Origin of the sequence: Paraburkholderia phymatum (assembly GCF_040965635.1) — a bacterium.
Lineage (GTDB): Bacteria > Pseudomonadota > Gammaproteobacteria > Burkholderiales > Burkholderiaceae > Paraburkholderia > Paraburkholderia phymatum_B.
In genome coordinates this window covers 1-19,622 of the sequence record NZ_JBFRCH010000033.1, presented here as the reverse complement: position 1 = coordinate 19,622, position 19,622 = coordinate 1, and the positions used below count along the sequence as shown (strand labels likewise).

The window sequence follows — 19,622 nt, the reverse complement described above, 5'->3', positions numbered from 1 at the left end:
GCGCCGGTACTTCGCGACTGTGCTTTACGGGTACTTCGGCGCGGAAGGCGGCACACCGCGCCGCCTCATCGTGATGAACGCGCGCGCGATTAGCGACAGGTGGTAGTAGAGCCGCGCATCGCGAACGTACCCAGACGGCCGTCGTACTTTTTGCGGCGAATGATTCTCGCCGCGCGCTTACTCCTGCTTCAGCCGACGGAGGGCTCGCCTTCGCCCGGCTTTTTGCCCGGATGATCGGCTGGCGACTGCTTGCGGCCGGCGTCGTCGCGCTCGGGCATCTTGCTCTTTTCGTTATCGCTGTGGACGGGGTGCTTCGGATGTTGGACGTCGCTGCCCGGACTCGTGGTTCCCGTGCGTTGCTTTTCGCTGCTCATGAGACGCTCCCTTTCAATAGCCGCCTTTAAGCGAGCAATTGCCGCTCCCGTCCCGCCATTGCTAGACTCTTTCGCGAGGGCGCCCATATCAAGAACAGCCTGACCAGCGGAGACGACACATGAGCAAGATCGCGTTCCAGGATTTCGAACGGCAAGTCATGCAACGCCACGTGATTCGAGGGCACGTGTACGAAAACGCAGCCGCGCTCGTCGATCGCGCGAATGCGTGGATTGCGGAGCACAACATCGACGTGATCAACGTCGAGAGCCTGTCGACTTTCGGCTCCGGCGACGATACGAGCGTGAGCCACTGGTATTCGGGGATTCGCGTCTGGTATCGAACGCAATAGTGCGCGATCGCGCGGCGCGTAATCGCGCCGCGCGGATGCCGCGCTACTTGCCCGACACGACCAGTTTCAGCTTGCTCGCGCCGGCGGGCATCGCGGTGATCTGCGTGCGCGCATCGCGTGGTCCGATGTAGAAGTGCTGGCGTGCCGGCGAGTTCACGTCGTGCGTCGCGTCGGGCAAGCATGACGCGATGTCCGCGGCGACCGCCTGCAATGCCGTCGTGCTCGATCCCGCGCCTTCGTTCGGCGTCCACATGCATTCGTAGCTGCCATTTGTCGCGCCGCATTGCGCGTCGTTGCCGTACGGCTGCGCGACACCTTTGCCGTCGTCGGGCGTCAGTTGCGAAAATCCCGTCGGCGCGGCTGCGACGATGCGTTTGAGCGCGGCGCAAGGGTTAGGCGCATCGTCGGCGCGAACGGTTAGCGGACCCAGCGCGGCTATCGCAACGACTGCGATCGCACTGATTCGACGAAGCGCGGGCATTCGATGATAGCGTTGTGTGTGGCGCATCTGCGTCTCCTTGACGTCGGGATGGATGGCCGTACCGTACCTTTCTTTCGCAGCCGATCTGTCCAGCGAACATGCAATCGACGCGCCTGGCTGCGCATTATGTGCTCCGATCGGTACGCATCCGCCTCATGCGCCGGCAGCACCGCCATGTTCTTCGCGTTCAAGCGTGCGCGTGCGGCGCAATTCGGGGAAGAGCCGCATCCACAGCAGCGCGATCGCGATGGTCGCGCAACCGCCGACGAGCACGGCCGTTTGCGCGCCCCACCAGCCCGCGGTCACGCCGGACTCGAATTCGCCGAGCTGATTCGACGTGCCGATGAACAGCGAGTTGACCGCGCTCACGCGGCCGAGCATGTCGTCGGGCGTGCGAAGTTGCACGAGCGACAGGCGCACGACCACGCTGATCACATCCGACGCGCCGAGCGCCATCAACGCCAGCATCGACACGATGAACGAATGCGACAGCCCGAACACGAGCGTCGCGATGCCGAACGCGATTACGCCGCCGAACATGGCCGCGCCCGGCCGCTCGCGCAGTGGAAAATGCGCGAGCCAGATCGTGCCGCCGAGCGCGCCGACGGCCGACGCGGAACGCAGCAGGCCGAGCCCGAGCGGCCCGGCATGCAGCACGTCGCGCGCGAAGATAGGCAGCAGCGCGGTTGCGCCGCCGAACAGCACGGCGAACAGATCGAGCGACAGCGCACCGAATATCACAGGCTGGCTGCGGATGAAGCGCACGCCGGAGAACACGGATTCGAGCGTGACGGGCGCGCGCGGCATCGGCTTCGTGCGCAGCGGGATCGTGCCGACGGCGGCGGACGCGAGCGCGAACGACAACGTGCACGCGAGATACGCGGCGCCCGGACCGATGCCGTAGAGCAGACCGCCAAGCGCCGGGCCGCCGATCTGTGCGGCCTGGTTCGCGGACGTGGCCCAGGCCGTCGCCTGCGACAGCTGCGTGCGCGGCACGACGCCCGGCAACAGCGACGCGACGGCAGGGGATTCGAATGGGCGCGCGCCGCGCCGACGCATGCGGCGAGCACATAAATCACGGGCGCGCTCATCCAGCCGCCGAACGTGCTCCACGCGAACAGCGCGGCGGCTGCGCATTCGAGCCCCTGGCAGATGGACGCGATGCGCCGCCGGTCGTAGCGATCCGCTACCTGGCCGACGACGAGCGTCAGCACGAACATCGGCCGACGAGGCCGAGCGCGAACGCGCTATGCGTGAGTGCATAGATATGCCAGCCCATCGCGACGGCCAGCATCTGAAACGACAGCGACGACAGCACGCGCGTGCACCAGAAACGCTGGAATGGCGTCTGACGCGGCAGGCTGATTTCGGGTTCGCGACTGGTTTCGCCGACGAGTGTGTCGAAGGTCTCCTGGCCGTTGTTGCCGGCGAGCGGTGTTTTCATCGCTGAATCAATTGGCGTCCCATATAACGGGCCGTCGCGTGTGCGTCGCCCGTCAGGCACCGCAATTGCACACGCAGTTGAAAGAAGCTCGACGCAACGATGTGTCGAGCCAAGGCATCGTCGGGCCGCCAGTGTAGAGCAAGTCGCTCGCGCTTGCCGTTTCGCGCCGGATGGCGTGAGCTTCGGCCTTACTCCGACATCGTGTCGACATTGCCTTCTTGCGCCGCGTCGGCGTCACGTCCAATCCCCATCGAACTGCAATACAACCATGGATGATTTGCTCACTCGCGTATTTCACCTGCAACCCTCGCTGGTCGTCACGCTCACGCACGATCTGATGCATGCGGCTGTGGCGATCCTGATCCTGATCGTCGGCTGGTGGGTGTCCAATCGGATTGGCACGCTGCTGTCAAAGGGACTGTCCCGCACGCGTGCGGACCCGACGCTCGCGCCGATGATCAATGCAATCGGCACCTGGTCCGTGCGCGTGCTGGTGCTGTTCGCGGCGCTGAGCGAAGTCGGTGTCGCGACAGCGAGCGTGCTGGCCGTGCTCGGCGCTGCCGGCCTCGCCATCGGTCTCGCGCTGCAGGGCACGCTGCAAAATATTGCAGCCGGCATTATGTTGCTTTTGCTGCGACCGTTTCGTGCCGGCGATGTGATCGAAGGCACGGGCGCGACAGCGGGCATCGTGCGCGAAGTGGGTCTATTCACGACGCGTATCGAACGCAGCGACGGCAATGCCGTCTTCGTGCCGAACAGCCAGATCTGGAGCAATCCCGTCATCAATTACTCCAGCGGCGGGACGCAGCGCATCGAGGTGGAAGTCGGGATTGCGCAGCGCCAGGACGTGGCGGGCGCAATAGACGCACTGAAGAAGTTGATCGCGGACGACCCCCGTGTGCTGGGCGGCACGACGCTCGCGCCGATGGTCACGGCGTCGGACTATACGCAGGGTGACGGCGCGGCACTGCGCATTGCCGTGTGGGTGAGCGGAGCCGATGCGCAACTGGCTGCAGACGATTTCCGCGAGCGCTCGCGAACCGTGCTTGAAGAAGCGGGCTTCAAGGTCGCGCGGCAGGCAGCCACGAGGAGCGGGCAAGCATGGGCGCATGCATGAACCGGCAACGCGTTACGCATGATGCACGCCGCCGCGCGGGCATGACCTTTACTGCATTTCGCGCCACGACGCTGTCGTGACCGTCGTGACATGCTGCCTTGCGATGCGCATGCAGGCGGCTTCATTGTGACCGTCCGTCGGGAGCGGCATTCGTCCGCACACACCGAATAAAAATTCCGGCCGATCCATTCGTTCCAGTCGAAGAAAATTGCATCGCTTGCTGGCGCATGTGCTCGCCGTTACGCGCTGCTTCGCCGACAGCCGGTTAGCCGGAGTGGATCGAGGCATCTAGTGTGAGAATCATGCGGACTGCGGTACCGCTGTCGCCCCATGTCGGGCGACAGCGGGAGGCGTCCGCGCGCGGACGAACATGGGGCATGTTGCAAAGCCGTAATTGATCTAGGTAGAAACCCCTAGTATTGAGGTAAAATGTGGCGTCAAAGGAAAAGATGCCATGCCGCCCCGTTTTCAGATCTTCGAAAAAATCGCCTTCTCGCTGGTCGTGATGTCCGCCGTGCTGTGTTCCGGCTATATCGCATGGGAAACGTCGCCGGACTTCCAGGACGCCGTGCACGCCAGCGCCACTGCCGTGCGCTGGAGCGGCGACTACTCGTTCATCTGTGCATCGACGACGACCAACTCCTGTGATCAGCTTCCCCTAGACTGACTCCTTGACGCTGATTCCCGCTATGCGCTGGCGCGCCTCTCGGCCGAGGCCAGCGAGCAGCGGCGCGTAATTTTCACTCCCACCGTTGGCGCTTTTTTCAAATCGCCGAGCGGCCATCACGCTTCACCCGCGCGCCGCCTCGAATCTGCATCGGGAATGTCATTTGCTTGCAAATAGCGGCTGGGCTTCGTGCGTCGTAAGCGACGCGAAGCCCGATTCTTCGAAAACCGTCTTCGCCAGCCCGTCGATCCGCAGGTCGGCATCCACGGTCCAGAACGATTCCGATGCACCAAGGAGACGCGCCATGACACCTGCTTCCCAGTATGAAATGCAGATTCTGCAAGCAGACATACGCATGCTGCTCACGGTCGACGACGACGCCATCGAGCTTTTTCCCGGTGCGACGACGGGTGGCGGCACGGTCGGCAAGCCCTACGCGGTGCTGCATACCGATTCGCTCGCGACGCTATGCGGCTGGCGCGAAGCGATGCAGGAAGGCGGACGCCCTTATCGCCTGCTGAACAACCTCTATGGCTATCGCCAGGAAGTAAACAACCCGGACTGGTAGTGCAGGTCCAGTGCATCCTCTCTTGCGCGCCGTTGCAGCTTTGCTCTGCGGCGCGCGTTTCCCAAGCTGAACACCGCTGAACGCGGCGTATGCTGACGATACCGCTCACGGCCGTCGTCACGCTCGTCGTCGTGCTCGTGATCGCCAATCTGTCGCGACAGGCGAAAAGAAGAGATCGAGCAGAAGATCGAGCGTCCGTACGGTAGCCACGGTCCCCAGTTCATCCGCTCGATAGGCCTGCTGCTCGGGCCGCCCGTCGTATCCGGCAACCGCTTCGAGGCGCTCCTCAAAGGCGACGAGATCTTTCCGTCGATGCTCGAAGGCATCGCGAGCGCTCGGAAGACCATCACGTTCGAAATTTTCATCTACTGTCCGGCGCGATCGGCGAGCGGATCACGGTCGTGCTTTCGGAGAAGGCGCGTGGAGGCATTTCAGTGCATGTGTTGCTCGACTGGGTCGGCTCGCAGAAGATGGACAAGCGCTATCCGCGCATGCTCGAGGAGGCAGGCGCAGAACTGATTCAGTTCCACAAGCCGCACTGGACCGGACTTGGTCGCATGAACGACCCCACGCACCGCAAACTGCTCGTCATCGACGGACGCATCCGCTTTACAGGTGGTGCCGGCATTGCGCAGGAATGGACGGGACGAGATGCACTCGAGGCGAACCTCAATCTCTATCTCTACGATGAAGCATTCGCGCGTCGTCAGACGCAGATCTTCGCCGACGATCTCGCGAAGTCGAAGCGCGTAACGCTCGACGACTGGAAGCGGCGGCCATGGATGGAGATAGTCGTCGACCGCGTCCGCGTCGTGTCGCTGCTCGATCCGCAGCTTTGACGCGCGGCGGCGCGTGTCGTTCGGGAAGCTCGGTGAGGCGTTGCCCAGCCGGTGTGCATCGGTGGGTTGCGCTTGGGCGGATCTCCCGCGGGCGGCTCTTCGGCAGGCGGCACGCGGTCGGGCTCGCGCTCGGGAATGGGCGGCGAGTCAGGGCCCGGATCGGGGTCGTCGTCCGGCGCCGGATCGGGATCGACGTCGGGCGGCGTCGGCGTGTGCAGCCGCTGGCTGACCGGATAGACGAAAAAGGGAAAAGCAGTCTGGTGCAGGTTCATCGTGCGGTTCTCGTGAGTGCGGTTCGATACACCGTCTAAATCCGCAATGCATGTGCCATCTACCGCGAGCATCGGCAGGAGGCACGATAGTTCAATGCAAAATACTGCTCCGCGCTAGAACCGCTCGATCATCCCGACCTGCACCCCGCGCACAGGCGCGCCCGGATAGGCGACGGGCAGGCCCACCACATTGACGCCGCGCAGCGTGAATGTGGCTTCGCCGCGATTCTCCAGGTCGGCGGCGCTCAGATACAGCGACAGTGCCTTCGACAGCTGATAGTCGAACATGAAGCTGAACTGGTCGGCATCGTTGTTGCCGCCGCTGCGGTCGCGCGCATGCGCATAGCCGAGCGACGCGCTGGCCTGCGGCGTGATCTGCCACGACGCGGACAGCGACAGGCCATCGTCGTGATAGCGAGGCGTGCCGCCATCGCCGTTGAAGTACGCGACATAGCCTGTCAACGTGCCCCACCGGTAAGAAGCGCCCGCGAAGTTCGCGCGCAGCGCGCCGCTGCCATGCGTCTGCTGATGCGCGTAAAGGAGTTTCATGGGGCCGAGCGCCCAGTCGGCCGTCACGTAATACCCGCCGATCCCATTGCCGTCGCCGGGATCGCGCAGCGCATACATGCCCGTCGCGCTGAGTCCCCAGATGGTCGGCGACAGGTAGGCGAGCGCGTTGTCGGTGTACGGCGTGATCTTCGACAGGTTGTTTAACCCCGACGCGATCGTGCCCGCGCCGAACGCATCAAGCTGTCCTTTGAACGGGATATAGATCGGCGAGTACTGGCGCCCGAGGCGCAACTCGCCCCACGCACCGTGCGCGCCGACCCATGCCTGCCGGTTGAAGATGCTGCCCGGCACGGAGAACTCGCCGCTCGATGAATCGAAGCCGTTTTCGAGCGTGAAAATCAGGCTGTTGCCGTCGCCGAGCGGCTCGCTGCCGCGCAGCCCGACACGCGTGCCGCGCCAGGCGCCGGAGTCCATGCGCGCAACGTAGCCGCTGCCGGGATTCGTCACTTCGATGCTGGTGTCGATCAGGCCGTACAGCGTGACCGAGCCTTGTGCGTGGGCAGATGTCGCGAGAGCGGGTGCAACGAAGAGCGCAAGGCGGAGCACGCTCGACCCGAACGAGAACAGCCCATGCGATACGCGAGTCCTAAAACGGCGCGACGGACGACATGACGTGACAGACGTAGGCATCGGCAGGTCTTGTTATGAGGTTGCAACGCTATCGTGCCGCCGATATCGGGCGGCGCGCCGTCTGCGAACGGGCCGCTTACGCGTACAACAGCAGGTACGGGCGAATACTAACCGAATGCGACGCGCGCAGCCTCACGCGACGTACCGTCGCTACATGTTCGTGTACGAACCGCACCAGCCGCCGCTTGCCACCTGTTTCATGCCAAAGATAGTGCAGCCGCCCCAATCATCCGTCGGGTTGCCTTGAAAGAGCGAGCAGTTGCTGCACGTCTGTCCTGCCTTGTAGTTAGGGAAGCGCGCCTTGTCGACTTTCGCTGCGACGGTGACGTAGCCGACCGCCTTCGCAGCCGGATCGGATTCGCTCAGCTTGTCGTCCGCGCGGGCGTCGCGGCTTGAGGCGAGCGCCGCGCACAGGCTGGCCGCGACGCCGCTGGCCGCTACGATGAACTCACGCCGGGTCGTTGTCATGATGGTTCTCCGCTGGGTGAGGAACGGGGGCAGGCGAAATCGACGGCATCGGCCGCCGATGATTGATGGCGACGAACACGGCCATCAGCATCAGGAATGCGAGCACGAGCAGGCACGCGTTGATGATCACGCGTTCGTAGCCGAGTTCGCCGACGTCGATGAACGGATACGGGTAGAAGTCGGAGAACGCGCCGCGCAACATCGTCAGCGCGAGATAGCCGAGCGGATACACGAGCCACCACAGCAGATGGCGCAGCGTCAGATGAAAGCGCGGCACGAACAGCATCCAGTACAGCGCGGCGAGCAAGGGCACGATCGTATGCAGGCTTTCGTTGAGGAGGACGCGCCAGCCCGACGGCGTCCAGTGATGGCGCAGCAACAGGTTGTACGCGATGCCGACGAACACGATATACACGGTCACTGCCGTCACGACAGTCGGCTTGCGGAAGAAGCGGACCAAGGGCATAAAGGGCGCGCGGATGCGCTGGTTGAACGATCCGACGCACGTGAAGCAGAGCGCGCACGCGAAGATCGTCAGATTGGTGAGATAGCTGGTGAGCCGCTCGATGCCGCCGATCACGCCGAAGCCGCGCGTGAGCATCCGGTGCACGGTGATGTCCGTTTGCGCTGCGAACGCGCACCATGCGATCAACGCGATCGACGCGGCCAGCGCAACCGAGGCAACACTCGGCGCAGAGAGCGGCAGTTCGGGCTCGGCCGCTGCAACAATGGCGGACGGCGAGCCTGTGGACGCGGGCTTCTTCATGCGTCGATTCTATACGCGTGAAGCGGCGCGTGCTGAGACTCGATGTGTCGAGGGCAAAAAGAGAGCCGGCACGCGGATCGCCGCTGCCGGCCCATCTCAACGTCCGTCAGGGGACGCAGGAACCCGGATCGTGAATGTCAGTGATTAGTGACTGTGATCAGCTGTGGTTAGTGACCTGGCCGTCATGGTCGTTGATCGTGGCCCTGGTCGTCATCGTCGTCGCGGCCGCACACGTCACCGCGGCCATGATCGTCGTTCGACACGCCCGGCAGACGCTGCGCGACATAGTCAGGCAGATCAGCGCGATCGATGGCGAACACGAAGAACTGGTTCGGATTCGCGATGCCCGACGGATGGTTCGTGTCGGTGACGGTCGCGAGGAAGTCGTTGTCGTTCGCGATAAAGAGCGTGTGCCTCTTCACGCCGCCCACCGTCACGTCCGGGCCGAACGCGAGGCCTTCGAGCTTCGCCGGAATGTCGGTCGCCTTGTAGCCATGCGAAGTCATCGCTGCGACGACATCGAGGAACAGCGTCTTCTTCAGCGCATAGGGTGCGAGGCCGCTCTGGCTGCTCGCCTGGCTCACGTCTTGCGCGCCCGTCAGGTCGATGCGGAAGACCTGCTTGAACGCGGCCGTCGAATCGTCGCCGAGACCCTTGCCGTCGCGCTCGTCCATCAGCAACTCATGATCGTTGATGGCGAGCACGTCGCTGATCGTCGGATACTTCGGCTTGGCCGTCGTGCCGATGTTCGTGAGCGGGTACGCGTACTGCGTCGTGCGGCCCGTGCGGATATCGATCTTCACGATGCGCGTGTACGCGCCGCTCGTGCCGCCGTCCTGGATCAGCGGGCTTTGCATCGCGCCGAAGAGCGTAGTGCCGTCCGGAGAAATCGCGAGGCCTTCCATGCCCTTGTTCGCCACGCGGCCCGACGTGTTCATGCTGATCTCGTCGTTGCCGACAGGCGAGAGCGTCGATACGGCGAAGGTGTCGGGCAATTTGTACGTCGCGATGCGGCGGCCGCTCTTGCGGTCGAAGCGGTACACGTAGGGGCCGTACTCGTCGGAGATGAACACGCTGTCGCCATCGTTCGCGACGCGGATGCTTTCGGGATCGAAGCGGGCGTCGAGCGGATACGTCGACAGGTGCGCGGGATCGAAGTTGTCTGAGCGTCCCGTGAAGTAGTTCGTATGGTTCTGGCTGTTGAGTTTCGGTGCGCCGTTCGGCACGCCGTACTCGGCGCCCGTGCCATAGACGAGACGATCGGACGTGTGCAGCAGCGTCGTGTCGAGGAGCCTCGGCGTCAGCGTGAACGGCAGCGACGAACCCTTCGGCGCTTCCTTCAGATGCAGGCGCAGCGTCTGGAAGCGATTGATGTACGACGCGGTGTCGTCGATGGCCGCGTTATACGAAATCGCGTTCGGCCCGCGATCCGGCACGGCGAGGAACGTGTGACAGCCTGCATAGCCAATGCCCGAGCCCATGCCGCCGAGCAGATTGCCGGGCGCGCCGTTTTCGAGCTTGCCTGCCGTGTCGTTCGACTTGTCGAGCAGATTGCCGTCCAGCTTGCCGATCGCGATCAGATCAACGGTGGCATGAGCGGCAGGGGCAGCGGCAAGCGCCGCGAGCGATGCGATGGCACCGAGCATGGTGCGGGCGAAGAATCGTGAGCGCAGCACGGAAATGTTCCTTGAAAGGAGCAACGTGACGAAGGCAGCGCCGGGCGTGCGAACGGTGAAAGCGAGGGATGCAACCCGGACGCAAGGTTTGTTACTGGTTCATTACCGAGGGCCGATGGTGCGTGACGCGTGTGTCGAACATATGACGGCGCGTGCTCACCCACCGCGCACAATGTGCGTTGGCGCACATTCGCACGAGCATCCATCATCGATGCGCGCGCAATCGGTATGCCGGTGCATGAAATCGCGACGCACCCGATGCCGCTCGCCGATCTCGGGCTTGACCGGGCGCGTGCTACGATGAACGCGACCGTCCACTGCAAACCGTGAATCCAACGCGATATGGCAACCCTTTACGCGAAGCTTGGCGTGTCTCAAGACGCCACCTTGGAAGAGATCAAACGGGCGTACCGGAAGGCCGCGATGAAGTGGCATCCCGACCGCAACGTCGGCCACGAAGACGTCGCGCGCGCGGCGTTCCAGGAGATCAAGGACGCGTACGCGCTTCTCTCCGACGAAAACCAGCGCAAGGTCTACGACTCGGTCTATGAGCAGGAAATGCGGCGCTGGGAGGCGCTGCACAAGCGTCAACAGGAGAAGGAGGCGGAGCGGGCGCGCAAGGCGCAGGCCGCCGCGCAGGCGGAGTATGCGCAGATGGTTGGCGTCGCGATGCGCTTTGCCGACGAAGGCCACAACCGCGACGTGCTGTTCGGCGTGCTGCTCGGCCGCAATTGCAATGCCGACGTAGCGCAGCGTATCGCCGACAGCGTGTGGGCGCTGCAGGAGTCGCGGCGCGCAGAGCATGGCGATCAAAGCGCGAATTCGGACCCGACCGCCGATGCGGACCACACGTCGAACTCGTCCGATGCCTCCGACATTTCGCCCGAGCCTGCCGAACGCGCAGCGCGCTCGCCATCTCAAGCTCAAGCGGCTGCGGCGAAGCACGACAAGCCTTCGCACGAAGCGCGCGCGGCGAGTCTTTTCGATTCGCTGTGGCACGGCTTTTTCGGCATTCGCTCATGACGCGCCGCTCGCGCGCCATACAGGTTTTGTGTCCCGCGCCCTTTAGAATGGTGCGATGGAATTACGCACGGACATGTTTCGATGAAAGACGCTTTTGAACGACGCGCGCTGCTCCTGCATCTCGGCGACGCGCTGCATGCAATCGATGCGGCGCTGGCCGCCGATGCGACGCGCCACACGGTGGGAGATCTGTTGAACGCTCACGCGGACCTTGCGGCACATGCATGGCTCGCGGCCGTATCGCCCGCGACGAAGGCCGCGGACTTCGCGAAGCAAGCAAGTGCATCGTTTGCCGCGTGGCCTGCCCAATTGCTCGAAGAGCAGGTCGACTACGCGCAACTCGCGCTCGCCGTCCGCGACAATCTGTTTGCGGACAATGCAGCAGGCTGGCGTGCTTACGTCGACGCGATGAAGCGCGAAGTCGAATGGTTCGGCGATGCGTTGCCTGCACAATCGCAGCCGGCCGCGCAGACATTCGAGTCTGCAGACTCGGACGTGCGCTCGGCCGATGCAGCAGATGTCGAGCGCGCAGAAGAGCCAGGCGATCCGCAGCGCGAGAGCGTCGAGAGCAACGGGCGTTTGTATCCGTCGTGGCCGTGGAAGCCTGGCGTGTGACGCGGCCATGCACACGCTTTTGCATCGGAAAGAACACTAGACGCTTCAAAAGACACCGCCTCGCTGCAGCCGATCGTGTGTCGACTGCGAGCGAGGCGGCAGCGTATTACGTGTTCAGCGTGCGCGATCAGTAGCCCCAGCGCTCGCGTTGATGCTCGCGCCATTCGTGCTCGCGCCACGCCTGATGGCGACGCCATTCATGTTCGCGCCACTCATGCTCGCGCCATGCACGACGCGCGCGCCAGTCGTCATCGACATAGCCGACTGCGACGGGGGCGGGCGCGGCGTACACGGGTTGAGCCGGCACGACCACGCCCGGAACGCCCAGACCTACGGCCACGTCGACATGCGCGGAAGCGGCCGCCGAAGCCGCCAGCATAGTCAGACTGATAGCTGCACCAAGCATCACTTTCTTCATTGTTTGCTCCCTGCGCATCGTTGCGCGTGACTGAGTACGGCTTCAGTCTAGGGGCGCAGAAGCGACACAGGTGCTACAGCGCTGCGAGAAAGGTAACGCCGGATTACAGCACGCATGCGCGCGTGATTCGCACATTATCGGTTGACGTCGACTACGAGTCGCCCGCGCACCTTGCCGTCGAGCACATGGGGCGCAGCCGCAAGCGCTTCGTCGAGCCCGATCTCCTTGACCATCGATGCAAGGCGTTCGGTGTTCAGGTCCTGTGCGATGCGTTGCCATGCGTCGACGCGGCGCGCGCGTGACGCCATCACGCTGTCGATGCCCGCGAGTGTCACGCCGCGCAGAATGAAGGGCGCGACGGACGCGGGCAAGTCCATGCCTTGCGCGAGCCCGCACGCCGCGACGATGCCGCCGTACGCGGTGCCGGCGCAGGCATTCGCGAGCGTGTGACTGCCGACTGCATCGATCGCGGCGACCCAGCGTTCCTTCGCGAGCGGTTTGCCTGGCGAGGACAGTTCCGCGCGATCGATGATCTCCCGCGCGCCCAGTTCATGCAGATAGGCCGCTTCGTTCGGCCGGCCCGTCGACGCGATCACCTGATAGCCACGCTTGGCGAGCAGCATGATCGCGACGCTGCCGACGCCACCCGCCGCACCCGTGACGAGCACCTTGCCCTGATCGGCCGTCACGCCGTGACGTTCGAGCGCGAGTACGCACAGCATCGCGGTGTAGCCTGCCGTGCCGACGGCCATCGCATCGCGCAAGGTCAGCGCAGTGGGCGTGCGCACGAGCCAGTCGCCGTTGACGCGCGCGCGTTGCGCGAGACCGCCCCAATGCTTTTCGCCGACACCGTAGCCGTTCAGGATCACCTGGTCGCCGGCTTTCCAGTACGCATGCCCGCTCGATTCGACGACACCCGCGAAGTCGATGCCTGGTACCATCGGAAAGCTGCGCACGACGGGCGAGCGTCCCGTGATCGCAAGCGCATCCTTGTAGTTGAGCGTTGACCATTCGACTCGCACGGTCACATCGCCGGAAGGCAGATTCGCTTCGTCGATTGTCGTGACGGACGCGCGGCTGCCGCTGTCCTGCTTCTCGATCAATATCCCTTTCATGATTTCGTCCGTTGGGTTCGCGTGTTATCGGGTGCGTATAAGTCTAGGCCAATGCCCGTTTTTTGACCGCACTCCCCGATACTGCGTGCGCATCGCATCGTTCAACGATGCGGATAACTAACGCCGCATAGCGATGAAATGCGAACGGCACGCGTGCGTTCTGCGCGCATGCGTGCCGTCTGCGTTTCGTCGAATCGATGTGGCCGCGCCGTCTGTGTCAGCACGCTAGCGCGTGTAGTAGCCGCGCTGCTGCATGCACTTCGCGTAAGCGGCCCAATAGCGGACCATCGGCGGTTCGGGCGGCGGCGGTGGTGGCATCTCGGCCAGCGACGGCGATGCCGGCGTCGGCGTGCTGGCGCCCGATGCGGCTTCGGCGCCGGGTGCTGCTGCGCCGGATGCCGCCGCGGCGCCCGATGCGCCCGACGCTGCCGCGACCGTCGTGGGAGGCGCGCCGCTCGCCGCGCTCGCGACATGGGCGCCGCTCGCGGCCGTCGCGCCGCTCGCAACGACGGGTGCGGACGCGGCCGAAGCGGCCACCGCAGCGGATGCGCCCGATGCCCCCATGGCGCCAGGCAGAGGCGGGTTGACGGGCACAGGCGCAACGATGGGACGCGGCGGTGTCTGCGCGGCCTTATCGGGCGGCGGCGGACGTTGCGACTCGCGCGCCATGTTCACGTGCGTCGTCTTGTTTGCGTCTGCGTAGCACAGAGCCGAATCGATGGTCTGCTGTCCCGGGCTCTGACTGCGTCCGGGAACGGTCATCGGCTGCTGCGCGACTGATGCGCCACTGATGAAGAGCAGCGCGATTGCTGCATGGGTGAAGCGTCTCATGGGCGAGCGGACTCCCTGGCGAAGTATTGATCTTGTCGGCGCGGATTCGCGGCGCGAAACGCGCGTGAAGCCACGTTGTGAGCCATGGCAAGTGCGGCCGTCAGGCCATCGCAAGCCGAAAGGTTGCTATTCCAGCATATCGCGTTGCAGCGGCGAGGCACGCCAGAAGCACGCCATTCGTCGCCAATTTCCGTGCTGCAGCGCGTTATACGTCACAGTGTGATCATTCCCGCAGCCCGAACATGGCGACGCCGTTCGTCGCGCCGACATCGGCCTTGCCGCGCGAGATCATCGGTGTGGTGAACTTGTTGGCTCCCCTACTGGTCGCGCGTGCCGGCCTGATTACTGTTATAGAACTCGCGGGCGAGATTGGTTGGTCGCATGCATGCAGCGCGCCCGTGGTGCCGTTTTCGGCGGCCCACAGGATGGCGCTAGACGTTCCGTTCGCCGAGATCGCCGGGACGGTGCCCGGATAGGCGAATGTCGTCGGGCTCTTCGACGAGGCCGCCGCCGCGAGCATCGCGATCGTGACGAGCTGCGCCTTGATGTTGTCGTTCAGTCCGCCGTAGTGCACGGCGCCGTTGAAATAGACGGGCGAGCCCCATATGCCGCCCGCCAGCGTGCCCGTGAGCACCCGACTGAACTTGTCCATCGAGTCGCGATCGACGACATAGATCCTGTTGACCCTGCCTGCCGCGACGGCGAGATGCCTGACGATGCCGTTCCCTGTCGTCGGGTCTGGCAACCGCATCGCACCACGGGAGCCGAAGTCGTTATCGTTGTTCGCGTGCTGCATGACGTCGATCGGCGCTAAGTAGTCGGTGATTTTGAGCGGGCTCGACGAGAGCTTCATGAACGAGTCGCCGAAGTTGCTGTCGACGGGGAATCCGTTCGCGTCGAGCGTCGAGCGTCGAGCCGAATGTGCCGTTGCCGTCGACCACATAGATCGAGCGTGAGCGTCGTTTCGGCGAGCATTTGCCCAGTGCGCGCGAGAGGCGCGCGCTTCTTCTTCACTACGCGCCCAATCCTTCCGTCGTAAGGACGTCGGCGCGGGATGGGACGACATTGCTTCGTCTATTTCCGCCAGATGAGTGCAATTGTTCGTCGACCGCGCCGATGAGTGGCCGCGCCCGACAACATCTAGTGCTGGCGATAGAGCTGTCCGTTGTCGCTGGCGGGAGGCGCTGCGGGGCCACTATCGGGCTGCACATAGGCTTGCACGGTGGGAGGCGCGACGTGCGGCGCAGGTGCCGCGGGCGCTTTTGCCGCGACGTTTCGCACGGGGGCAGTATGTGCCTTGACGTCCTGCTGCGGCGCTACGGCCGTTGTCGTCTTGACGGGCTTGCGCGAGCTTTCTGCCGTCGACGGGGCACACGGCGAGCGTGCCCCGCACTCGGGATTGGCGGGCTTCGCACTCAGCTTGTGATCGTGTGGTGCCGTTGTCACAACGCGCGCGCGCGTTGGCTCGGTGCTTGCGGCCTGATGCGCGCGCGGCGCAGGTTGAGGCAACGGAGGTGCAAGCGGTTTCGCGGCGAGCTGGGTCGGGGATGTCTTGTTGGAGGCGGGCGGCGCCGATCGGGATGGCAGGCTCGGCGCGCTGCTTGCGAGCGTGCTGCTGCGCGCGTCAGCAGGCGGGATGGCTGCAGTGCCTGCAATCGCGGCAGCGTCCGCGACATCGAGACTGCGCAGCGCCTCGATCTGCTCGCGCAAGGTGCGCGCGAGTTCCTGGGTGCGTTCTCCGATCGTCGGGCGATCGTGATGTGAAGCCGCCCGCAGTTCATTCTGGCTCACGATGCGTCGCAAACGGCTTTGCATGGCGTCGCGTTGCGTCAACGTAACGTATGTCCCGAACGCAATCGCGAAGCCGAGCAGCACAACGGCTGCGCCAGCGCTCAGACTCCAGTCCGGTGTTCCCACTGACGCAGGGGCAGCAAGGCGGCGTGGTCTCGGCGCAACACGCCGGAAGAGTGGCGAAGGCGTGGACTGTAGGGCGCGCGCCCCGTCCGTTGACGGAGGTGTGGGAGTGTCAGGCGCTGAAGCGTCGAGGGGAAACAGCAGGTCGAGTGGGCGCGCAGGAAGGTCGCGCTGCACCACAAGGTTCGTCTCCGGCGTCTTGTCGCATTGCTCGTGCGGCATCGCTGGACGCTTGCGTATCGTGTCCATGGTGGACTCCCATGCCGGCATTGCAGACGGCATCGCACATTCTTCTCGTTGGCAACCATTGTGTGCAGGACGTGGCCAGGTCACGGCGCGATACTTCTCGCGTGATCGCAATGGTCTGTGTGCAATATGTGTCAGCTTGATCAATAGGTCAATGAAAGTCCGCAATTGGTTTCAAAAAAAGTTGTTTGTGCGTGAAGGAATGAATTCATGCAGTGGTCGTGATGAATTACGCGGCTTTCTGCTGCGGAATAGATATGAAGATTGAAACGGCTAAGTCGACGAATGGAAAATCACATCGAAATGAAGTGCCGAGGTAATGTTCGATCTTTAAAAAATAAAAAATAAATGATGATAAATCCGCTAGTGCTTTTGCGCCAATAGCGACTCTCGTTCATAGATGCCTGAAAGCGTTGGGTAAATTCAACCGCATCGCGGCGTAACGAAAGCACGCGTTAATATGTCCCTTATCACTGCATCGGTGCATGCCTGCAAGTTGGCCTCATAAATCCTCATACGTTACAAAGTGTTACCCCCTTTCGGCAGACGTAAGCGCTCCCATTCGGTAGCATTCGGCCTGGCAAAACGGAGTCAGCGTCACGATGATTTTGTGTGACGCCTGAATGGCACGGCGGACGGATATCTGGCTTAAATGCTACGCCGTATCCGCGTTCATACGCCTGATGGCCCGCAATGGCCATATTCCAGCTTGCAGTTACATCTGGTTGCAACCGGTTGAGCACGGCCTCACTCGCGCGGGAAGAAGCGGCGGGCATGCAGGAAATGCGTCGCTCGAAAATTACCGGCACCGCATCGCACCTGTAGTCGGCGAAGTAAGAACGACTCGGCGTGCAAGAAAGCCAACCCTGAAATCCAGCGTCCGCATTCGGGCATTTTTGCCAGGTGTTTTCGGACGGATTTCGATCGCCCATTCGCACTTCATGAAAGTCAATTCCCTTCTTGTTTCCTCTTCAATAGCAATTCTTCTCGCGGGCTGCGGCGGCGGTGGCGGCGGCAGCGACGCGGCATCCACAAGCACGGGCTCCACGAGTGCATCGACGAACAGCGTTTCCCAGCAGCCGGGAGCGTCCGCCGCCAATGCGACGGCCAACGGAAATACGGTGGGCGGCATCAGTTGCGCCTCGCCCGTAAAGGCGGGCGCAGCAGCGGGCGGCACGCAGATTTCCGCGGACACGCCCAGCAGCGACGGCACGCGCATGTTCGCGTCGGGAGCGAGCTTTCCGCTCGCATTCACGACGAACGCGGGCAATGCGGATACCCTCAACTGGTCGATTGCCGATACGGCGGGCCGGGTCGCGGCAAGCGGAAGCTTTGATGTGCCGGGCGGCGCGTCGCAAACGACACTCACATGCAAGTCGACGCTCGCGGGTTATTTCGCAGTGTCCGCGAGCCTGAAGGCGGCGGGTGGTGCTCTGCCGCAAGCGGGTACGCGTCCCACGGGCATTGCAACGTTTGGGGTGATTCCCGACCTGTCGAGCGTCGTGCCCGCCGTCACTTATACGAAGCAGGAGCAGCACCGCTTCGGCATGCAGGGTGCGAACGACCGCGCAGCGGTGCTTGCAGGCCTCGGCATCACGCAGACAATCGACGATCGCCAGATGTCGACGATGGAGCCGAACGGTCCGAATACCTTCAATCCGTCGGCCAGCAACCTCGATTCGTTCTATACGACGGGTAACGTGATGCGCCTCATCCGTCTCGATGGCCTGCCGGGCTGGGCATCTACGACGGGTGCGTTCCAGGACTTCATGACGCTGCCGAAGGACATGTCGTACTTGCAGAACTACATGAGCCGTGTCGGCACCGAATCGAACATGATCCGGCAGAAGTATTTCCCGAAGCAGTCTGCGAACTTCTATCAGGTAACGTGGGAGCCAAATCAGTTCTGGACTGACACGGATGCCAATTTCGTGTCGCTGTACCAGTCGGTCTATCAGGGCATTCACTCGACCGACCCGAACGCGATCGTAATGGGGCCGACGGATGCGTTCCCGAGTCTCACGAACGGGCGGCTGCAACGTATTGCATCGCTTGGATTTGGCAAATACATCGACGGTGTCGCGACGCACGGCTACTACGATGCGGGCACTTCTCCTTCACATCCGCCTGAGCGTCTCGCGACCGATCCCGATCCGGCGACGGCTGCGAACGCACTCAACAACTCGATACGCACGCTGCGCACGACGATGTTGAACCAGTACCGCTCGGGCATGAAACTGTATCAGACGGAAGTCGGCATTAGCTACGACCTCGGCTCGTCGTACGGCCCGAACTACCCGACGGGTAACGTTCTGTTTGCGCAGGGCGCGGTGGTGGCGCGCACGCACATCATCCTCCTCGGCGAAGGCGCTGATGTCTCGTACGTGTTTTACGGCGCGGACTATCCAGATGAAGTGGGATACGGCACGTTCTTCGATCTGTCGAATGCTCAAGGCTCGTTTGGTGCGACCAACATCAGTCCGAAGCCGGCTGCCATGGTGATGAGCGCGATGACGCGCATGCTCGACGGCACCGACACGCTCGGTCCTGTGAAGAACACGCCGTCGGGTGTCTATGCGTACTCGTTCCAACAGGTCAACAATGGTTCGGTAATCACAGCTTTGTGGACGCACAGCAATAACGTGTGGAATGCGAGTGCGGGCTTCAGTTCGACGTATAGCGTTGCGTATAACCTCGTCGTGGATGCACCGGGTACGAGCGGTACGGTCAAGGTGATCGACATGATGGGCAACCCGATGACCATGAACTACACGGACGGCACGTTGAAGCTGAATCTCACGGAAGCACCTGTCTATGTTGTGTCGAACAATGCGAGTGTCGCTAAGAGCAACGTGAATCCGCCGCCGGGTTACCTCGGCTCCTGATTTGTGTCGTGTATGCGGACGGCTTGCTTCGGCTTGCTTGCGCTATCGGCAGTACATATGAAAAACGCGCGGTTGTCCCGCGCGTTTTTTCGTCTGTACTTTGCGAATGCGAGGAGAGTGCGGTGTGCCTAAGAAAGTGGTGCCGAAACTTTTTTAAGGTGACACAAAATAAGCTCTTGACAGGCCCTATGGCCCCCCGCATAATTCGGCCTCTCCAAACGACGGGGACGCGAAAAAGCAGCAGCTTTTAGCGAATGTTCTTTAAAAACTAACAGCCGACAGATGTGGGTGCTCGATGACGGCGCGCGGCGATTTTCCGGAATTGCCGAAGGCAAAAGTAATCGAGTCTCACA

General features: G+C 63.0%; 20 protein-coding genes and 2 pseudogenes. 8 read left to right on the top strand and 14 right to left on the bottom strand.

All coding sequences use genetic code 11. The features are described 5' to 3' along the window. Positions 1–188: 188 nt before the first annotated feature. Positions 189–374 carry a hypothetical protein gene (locus AB4Y32_RS32785; RefSeq protein WP_368725290.1) on the bottom strand — a complete coding sequence of 62 codons (186 nt, stop codon included), beginning with the start codon at positions 372–374 and terminating at the stop codon, positions 189–191. A gap of 119 nt (positions 375–493) precedes the next feature. Between AB4Y32_RS32785 and AB4Y32_RS32780 the strand changes: the two genes are divergently transcribed. Then, on the top strand, positions 494–724 hold the full coding sequence (locus tag AB4Y32_RS32780; RefSeq protein WP_087735271.1) for a hypothetical protein: 231 nt from the start codon (positions 494–496) through the stop codon (positions 722–724). A gap of 43 nt (positions 725–767) precedes the next feature. On the opposite strand, the gene AB4Y32_RS32775 is transcribed toward AB4Y32_RS32780, so the two are convergent. Together AB4Y32_RS32775 and AB4Y32_RS32770 are read right to left on the bottom strand one after the other, a co-directional pair. Next, positions 768–1,205 (bottom strand): hypothetical protein, encoded by a 438-nt coding sequence (locus AB4Y32_RS32775; protein WP_439899873.1) that lies wholly within the window; start codon positions 1,203–1,205, stop codon positions 768–770. A gap of 153 nt (positions 1,206–1,358) precedes the next feature. Beyond that, positions 1,359–2,649: pseudogene (locus AB4Y32_RS32770) on the bottom strand (MFS transporter). Positions 2,650–2,917: 268 nt separating this feature from the next. Between AB4Y32_RS32770 and AB4Y32_RS32765 the strand changes: the two are divergent. Together AB4Y32_RS32765 and AB4Y32_RS32760 are read left to right on the top strand one after the other, a co-directional pair. Then, positions 2,918–3,766, top strand: coding sequence for a mechanosensitive ion channel family protein (locus tag AB4Y32_RS32765; protein WP_368725288.1), 849 nt, complete (start codon positions 2,918–2,920; stop codon positions 3,764–3,766). Positions 3,767–4,220: 454 nt separating this feature from the next. Next, positions 4,221–4,433 (top strand): hypothetical protein, encoded by a 213-nt coding sequence (locus AB4Y32_RS32760; RefSeq protein WP_368725287.1) that lies wholly within the window; start codon positions 4,221–4,223, stop codon positions 4,431–4,433. Between the two features lie 159 nt (positions 4,434–4,592). Here AB4Y32_RS32760 and AB4Y32_RS32755 read toward each other — a convergent pair whose 3' ends face one another. Continuing rightward, entirely contained in the window at positions 4,593–4,739 is a 147-nt protein-coding gene (locus AB4Y32_RS32755) for a hypothetical protein (protein ID WP_368725286.1), read from the bottom strand. On the opposite strand from AB4Y32_RS32755, the gene AB4Y32_RS32750 reads away from it, so the two are divergent. Both AB4Y32_RS32750 and AB4Y32_RS40755 read left to right on the top strand, forming a co-directional pair. Continuing rightward, the gene (locus tag AB4Y32_RS32750; protein ID WP_368725285.1) at positions 4,738–5,001 is read left to right on the top strand and encodes a hypothetical protein; all 264 of its coding nucleotides are present in this window, start codon (positions 4,738–4,740) and stop codon (positions 4,999–5,001) included. The two genes, AB4Y32_RS32755 and AB4Y32_RS32750, sit on opposite strands and share 2 nt — an antisense overlap. Before the next feature lie 89 nt (positions 5,002–5,090). Then, positions 5,091–5,648: pseudogene (locus tag AB4Y32_RS40755) on the top strand (cardiolipin synthase B); the annotation flags it as partial. Between the two features lie 578 nt (positions 5,649–6,226). Here AB4Y32_RS40755 and AB4Y32_RS32740 read toward each other — a convergent pair. The 4 genes from AB4Y32_RS32740 to AB4Y32_RS32725 form a co-directional block, all read right to left on the bottom strand. Continuing rightward, a complete protein-coding gene (locus tag AB4Y32_RS32740; protein ID WP_368725283.1) occupies positions 6,227–7,312 on the bottom strand; it encodes a porin in 1,086 nt (361 codons plus the stop codon). A 150-nt stretch (positions 7,313–7,462) separates the two neighbouring features. Then, complete coding sequence (locus AB4Y32_RS32735; RefSeq protein ID WP_368725282.1) at positions 7,463–7,780, bottom strand: high-potential iron-sulfur protein; 318 nt, start codon at positions 7,778–7,780, stop codon at positions 7,463–7,465. Then, positions 7,761–8,546 (bottom strand): Pr6Pr family membrane protein, encoded by a 786-nt coding sequence (locus AB4Y32_RS32730; protein WP_368725281.1) that lies wholly within the window; start codon positions 8,544–8,546, stop codon positions 7,761–7,763. Before AB4Y32_RS32730 ends, AB4Y32_RS32735 begins: the two co-directional genes overlap by 20 nt. 182 nt (positions 8,547–8,728) lie before the next feature. Continuing rightward, a complete protein-coding gene (locus AB4Y32_RS32725) occupies positions 8,729–10,222 on the bottom strand; it encodes an esterase-like activity of phytase family protein (protein WP_368725280.1) in 1,494 nt (497 codons plus the stop codon). A 342-nt stretch (positions 10,223–10,564) separates the two neighbouring features. Here AB4Y32_RS32725 and AB4Y32_RS32720 point away from each other — a divergent pair, with 342 nt between their 5' ends. Both AB4Y32_RS32720 and AB4Y32_RS32715 read left to right on the top strand, forming a co-directional pair. Beyond that, the gene (locus AB4Y32_RS32720; protein WP_368725279.1) at positions 10,565–11,245 is read left to right on the top strand and encodes a J domain-containing protein; all 681 of its coding nucleotides are present in this window, start codon (positions 10,565–10,567) and stop codon (positions 11,243–11,245) included. Between the two features lie 81 nt (positions 11,246–11,326). After that, positions 11,327–11,860 carry a hypothetical protein gene (locus tag AB4Y32_RS32715; RefSeq protein WP_368725278.1) on the top strand — a complete coding sequence of 178 codons (534 nt, stop codon included), beginning with the start codon at positions 11,327–11,329 and terminating at the stop codon, positions 11,858–11,860. 127 nt (positions 11,861–11,987) lie between these two features. Here the strand turns inward: AB4Y32_RS32715 and AB4Y32_RS32710 are convergent, their stop codons facing one another. The 6 genes from AB4Y32_RS32710 to AB4Y32_RS32685 form a co-directional block, all read right to left on the bottom strand. Then, positions 11,988–12,278: a hypothetical protein gene (locus AB4Y32_RS32710; RefSeq protein WP_368725277.1), complete on the bottom strand. Its 291-nt coding sequence runs from the start codon at positions 12,276–12,278 to the stop codon at positions 11,988–11,990. A 134-nt stretch (positions 12,279–12,412) separates the two neighbouring features. Next, positions 12,413–13,396 carry an acrylyl-CoA reductase (NADPH) gene (gene acuI, locus AB4Y32_RS32705; RefSeq protein WP_368725334.1) on the bottom strand — a complete coding sequence of 328 codons (984 nt, stop codon included), beginning with the start codon at positions 13,394–13,396 and terminating at the stop codon, positions 12,413–12,415. 222 nt (positions 13,397–13,618) lie between these two features. Further along, entirely contained in the window at positions 13,619–14,224 is a 606-nt protein-coding gene (locus tag AB4Y32_RS32700; protein ID WP_368725276.1) for a hypothetical protein, read from the bottom strand. A 223-nt stretch (positions 14,225–14,447) separates the two neighbouring features. Next, entirely contained in the window at positions 14,448–15,167 is a 720-nt protein-coding gene (locus AB4Y32_RS32695) for a hypothetical protein (RefSeq protein WP_368725275.1), read from the bottom strand. A 197-nt stretch (positions 15,168–15,364) separates the two neighbouring features. Then, positions 15,365–16,039, bottom strand: coding sequence for a hypothetical protein (locus tag AB4Y32_RS32690; RefSeq protein WP_368725274.1), 675 nt, complete (start codon positions 16,037–16,039; stop codon positions 15,365–15,367). 1,144 nt (positions 16,040–17,183) lie between these two features. Next, on the bottom strand, positions 17,184–17,516 hold the full coding sequence (locus tag AB4Y32_RS32685) for a hypothetical protein (protein ID WP_368725273.1): 333 nt from the start codon (positions 17,514–17,516) through the stop codon (positions 17,184–17,186). Between the two features lie 85 nt (positions 17,517–17,601). Between AB4Y32_RS32685 and AB4Y32_RS32680 the strand changes: the two genes are divergently transcribed. Beyond that, entirely contained in the window at positions 17,602–19,269 is a 1,668-nt protein-coding gene (locus AB4Y32_RS32680) for a hypothetical protein (RefSeq protein ID WP_368725333.1), read from the top strand. The last annotated feature ends 353 nt before the right edge of the window (positions 19,270–19,622 follow it).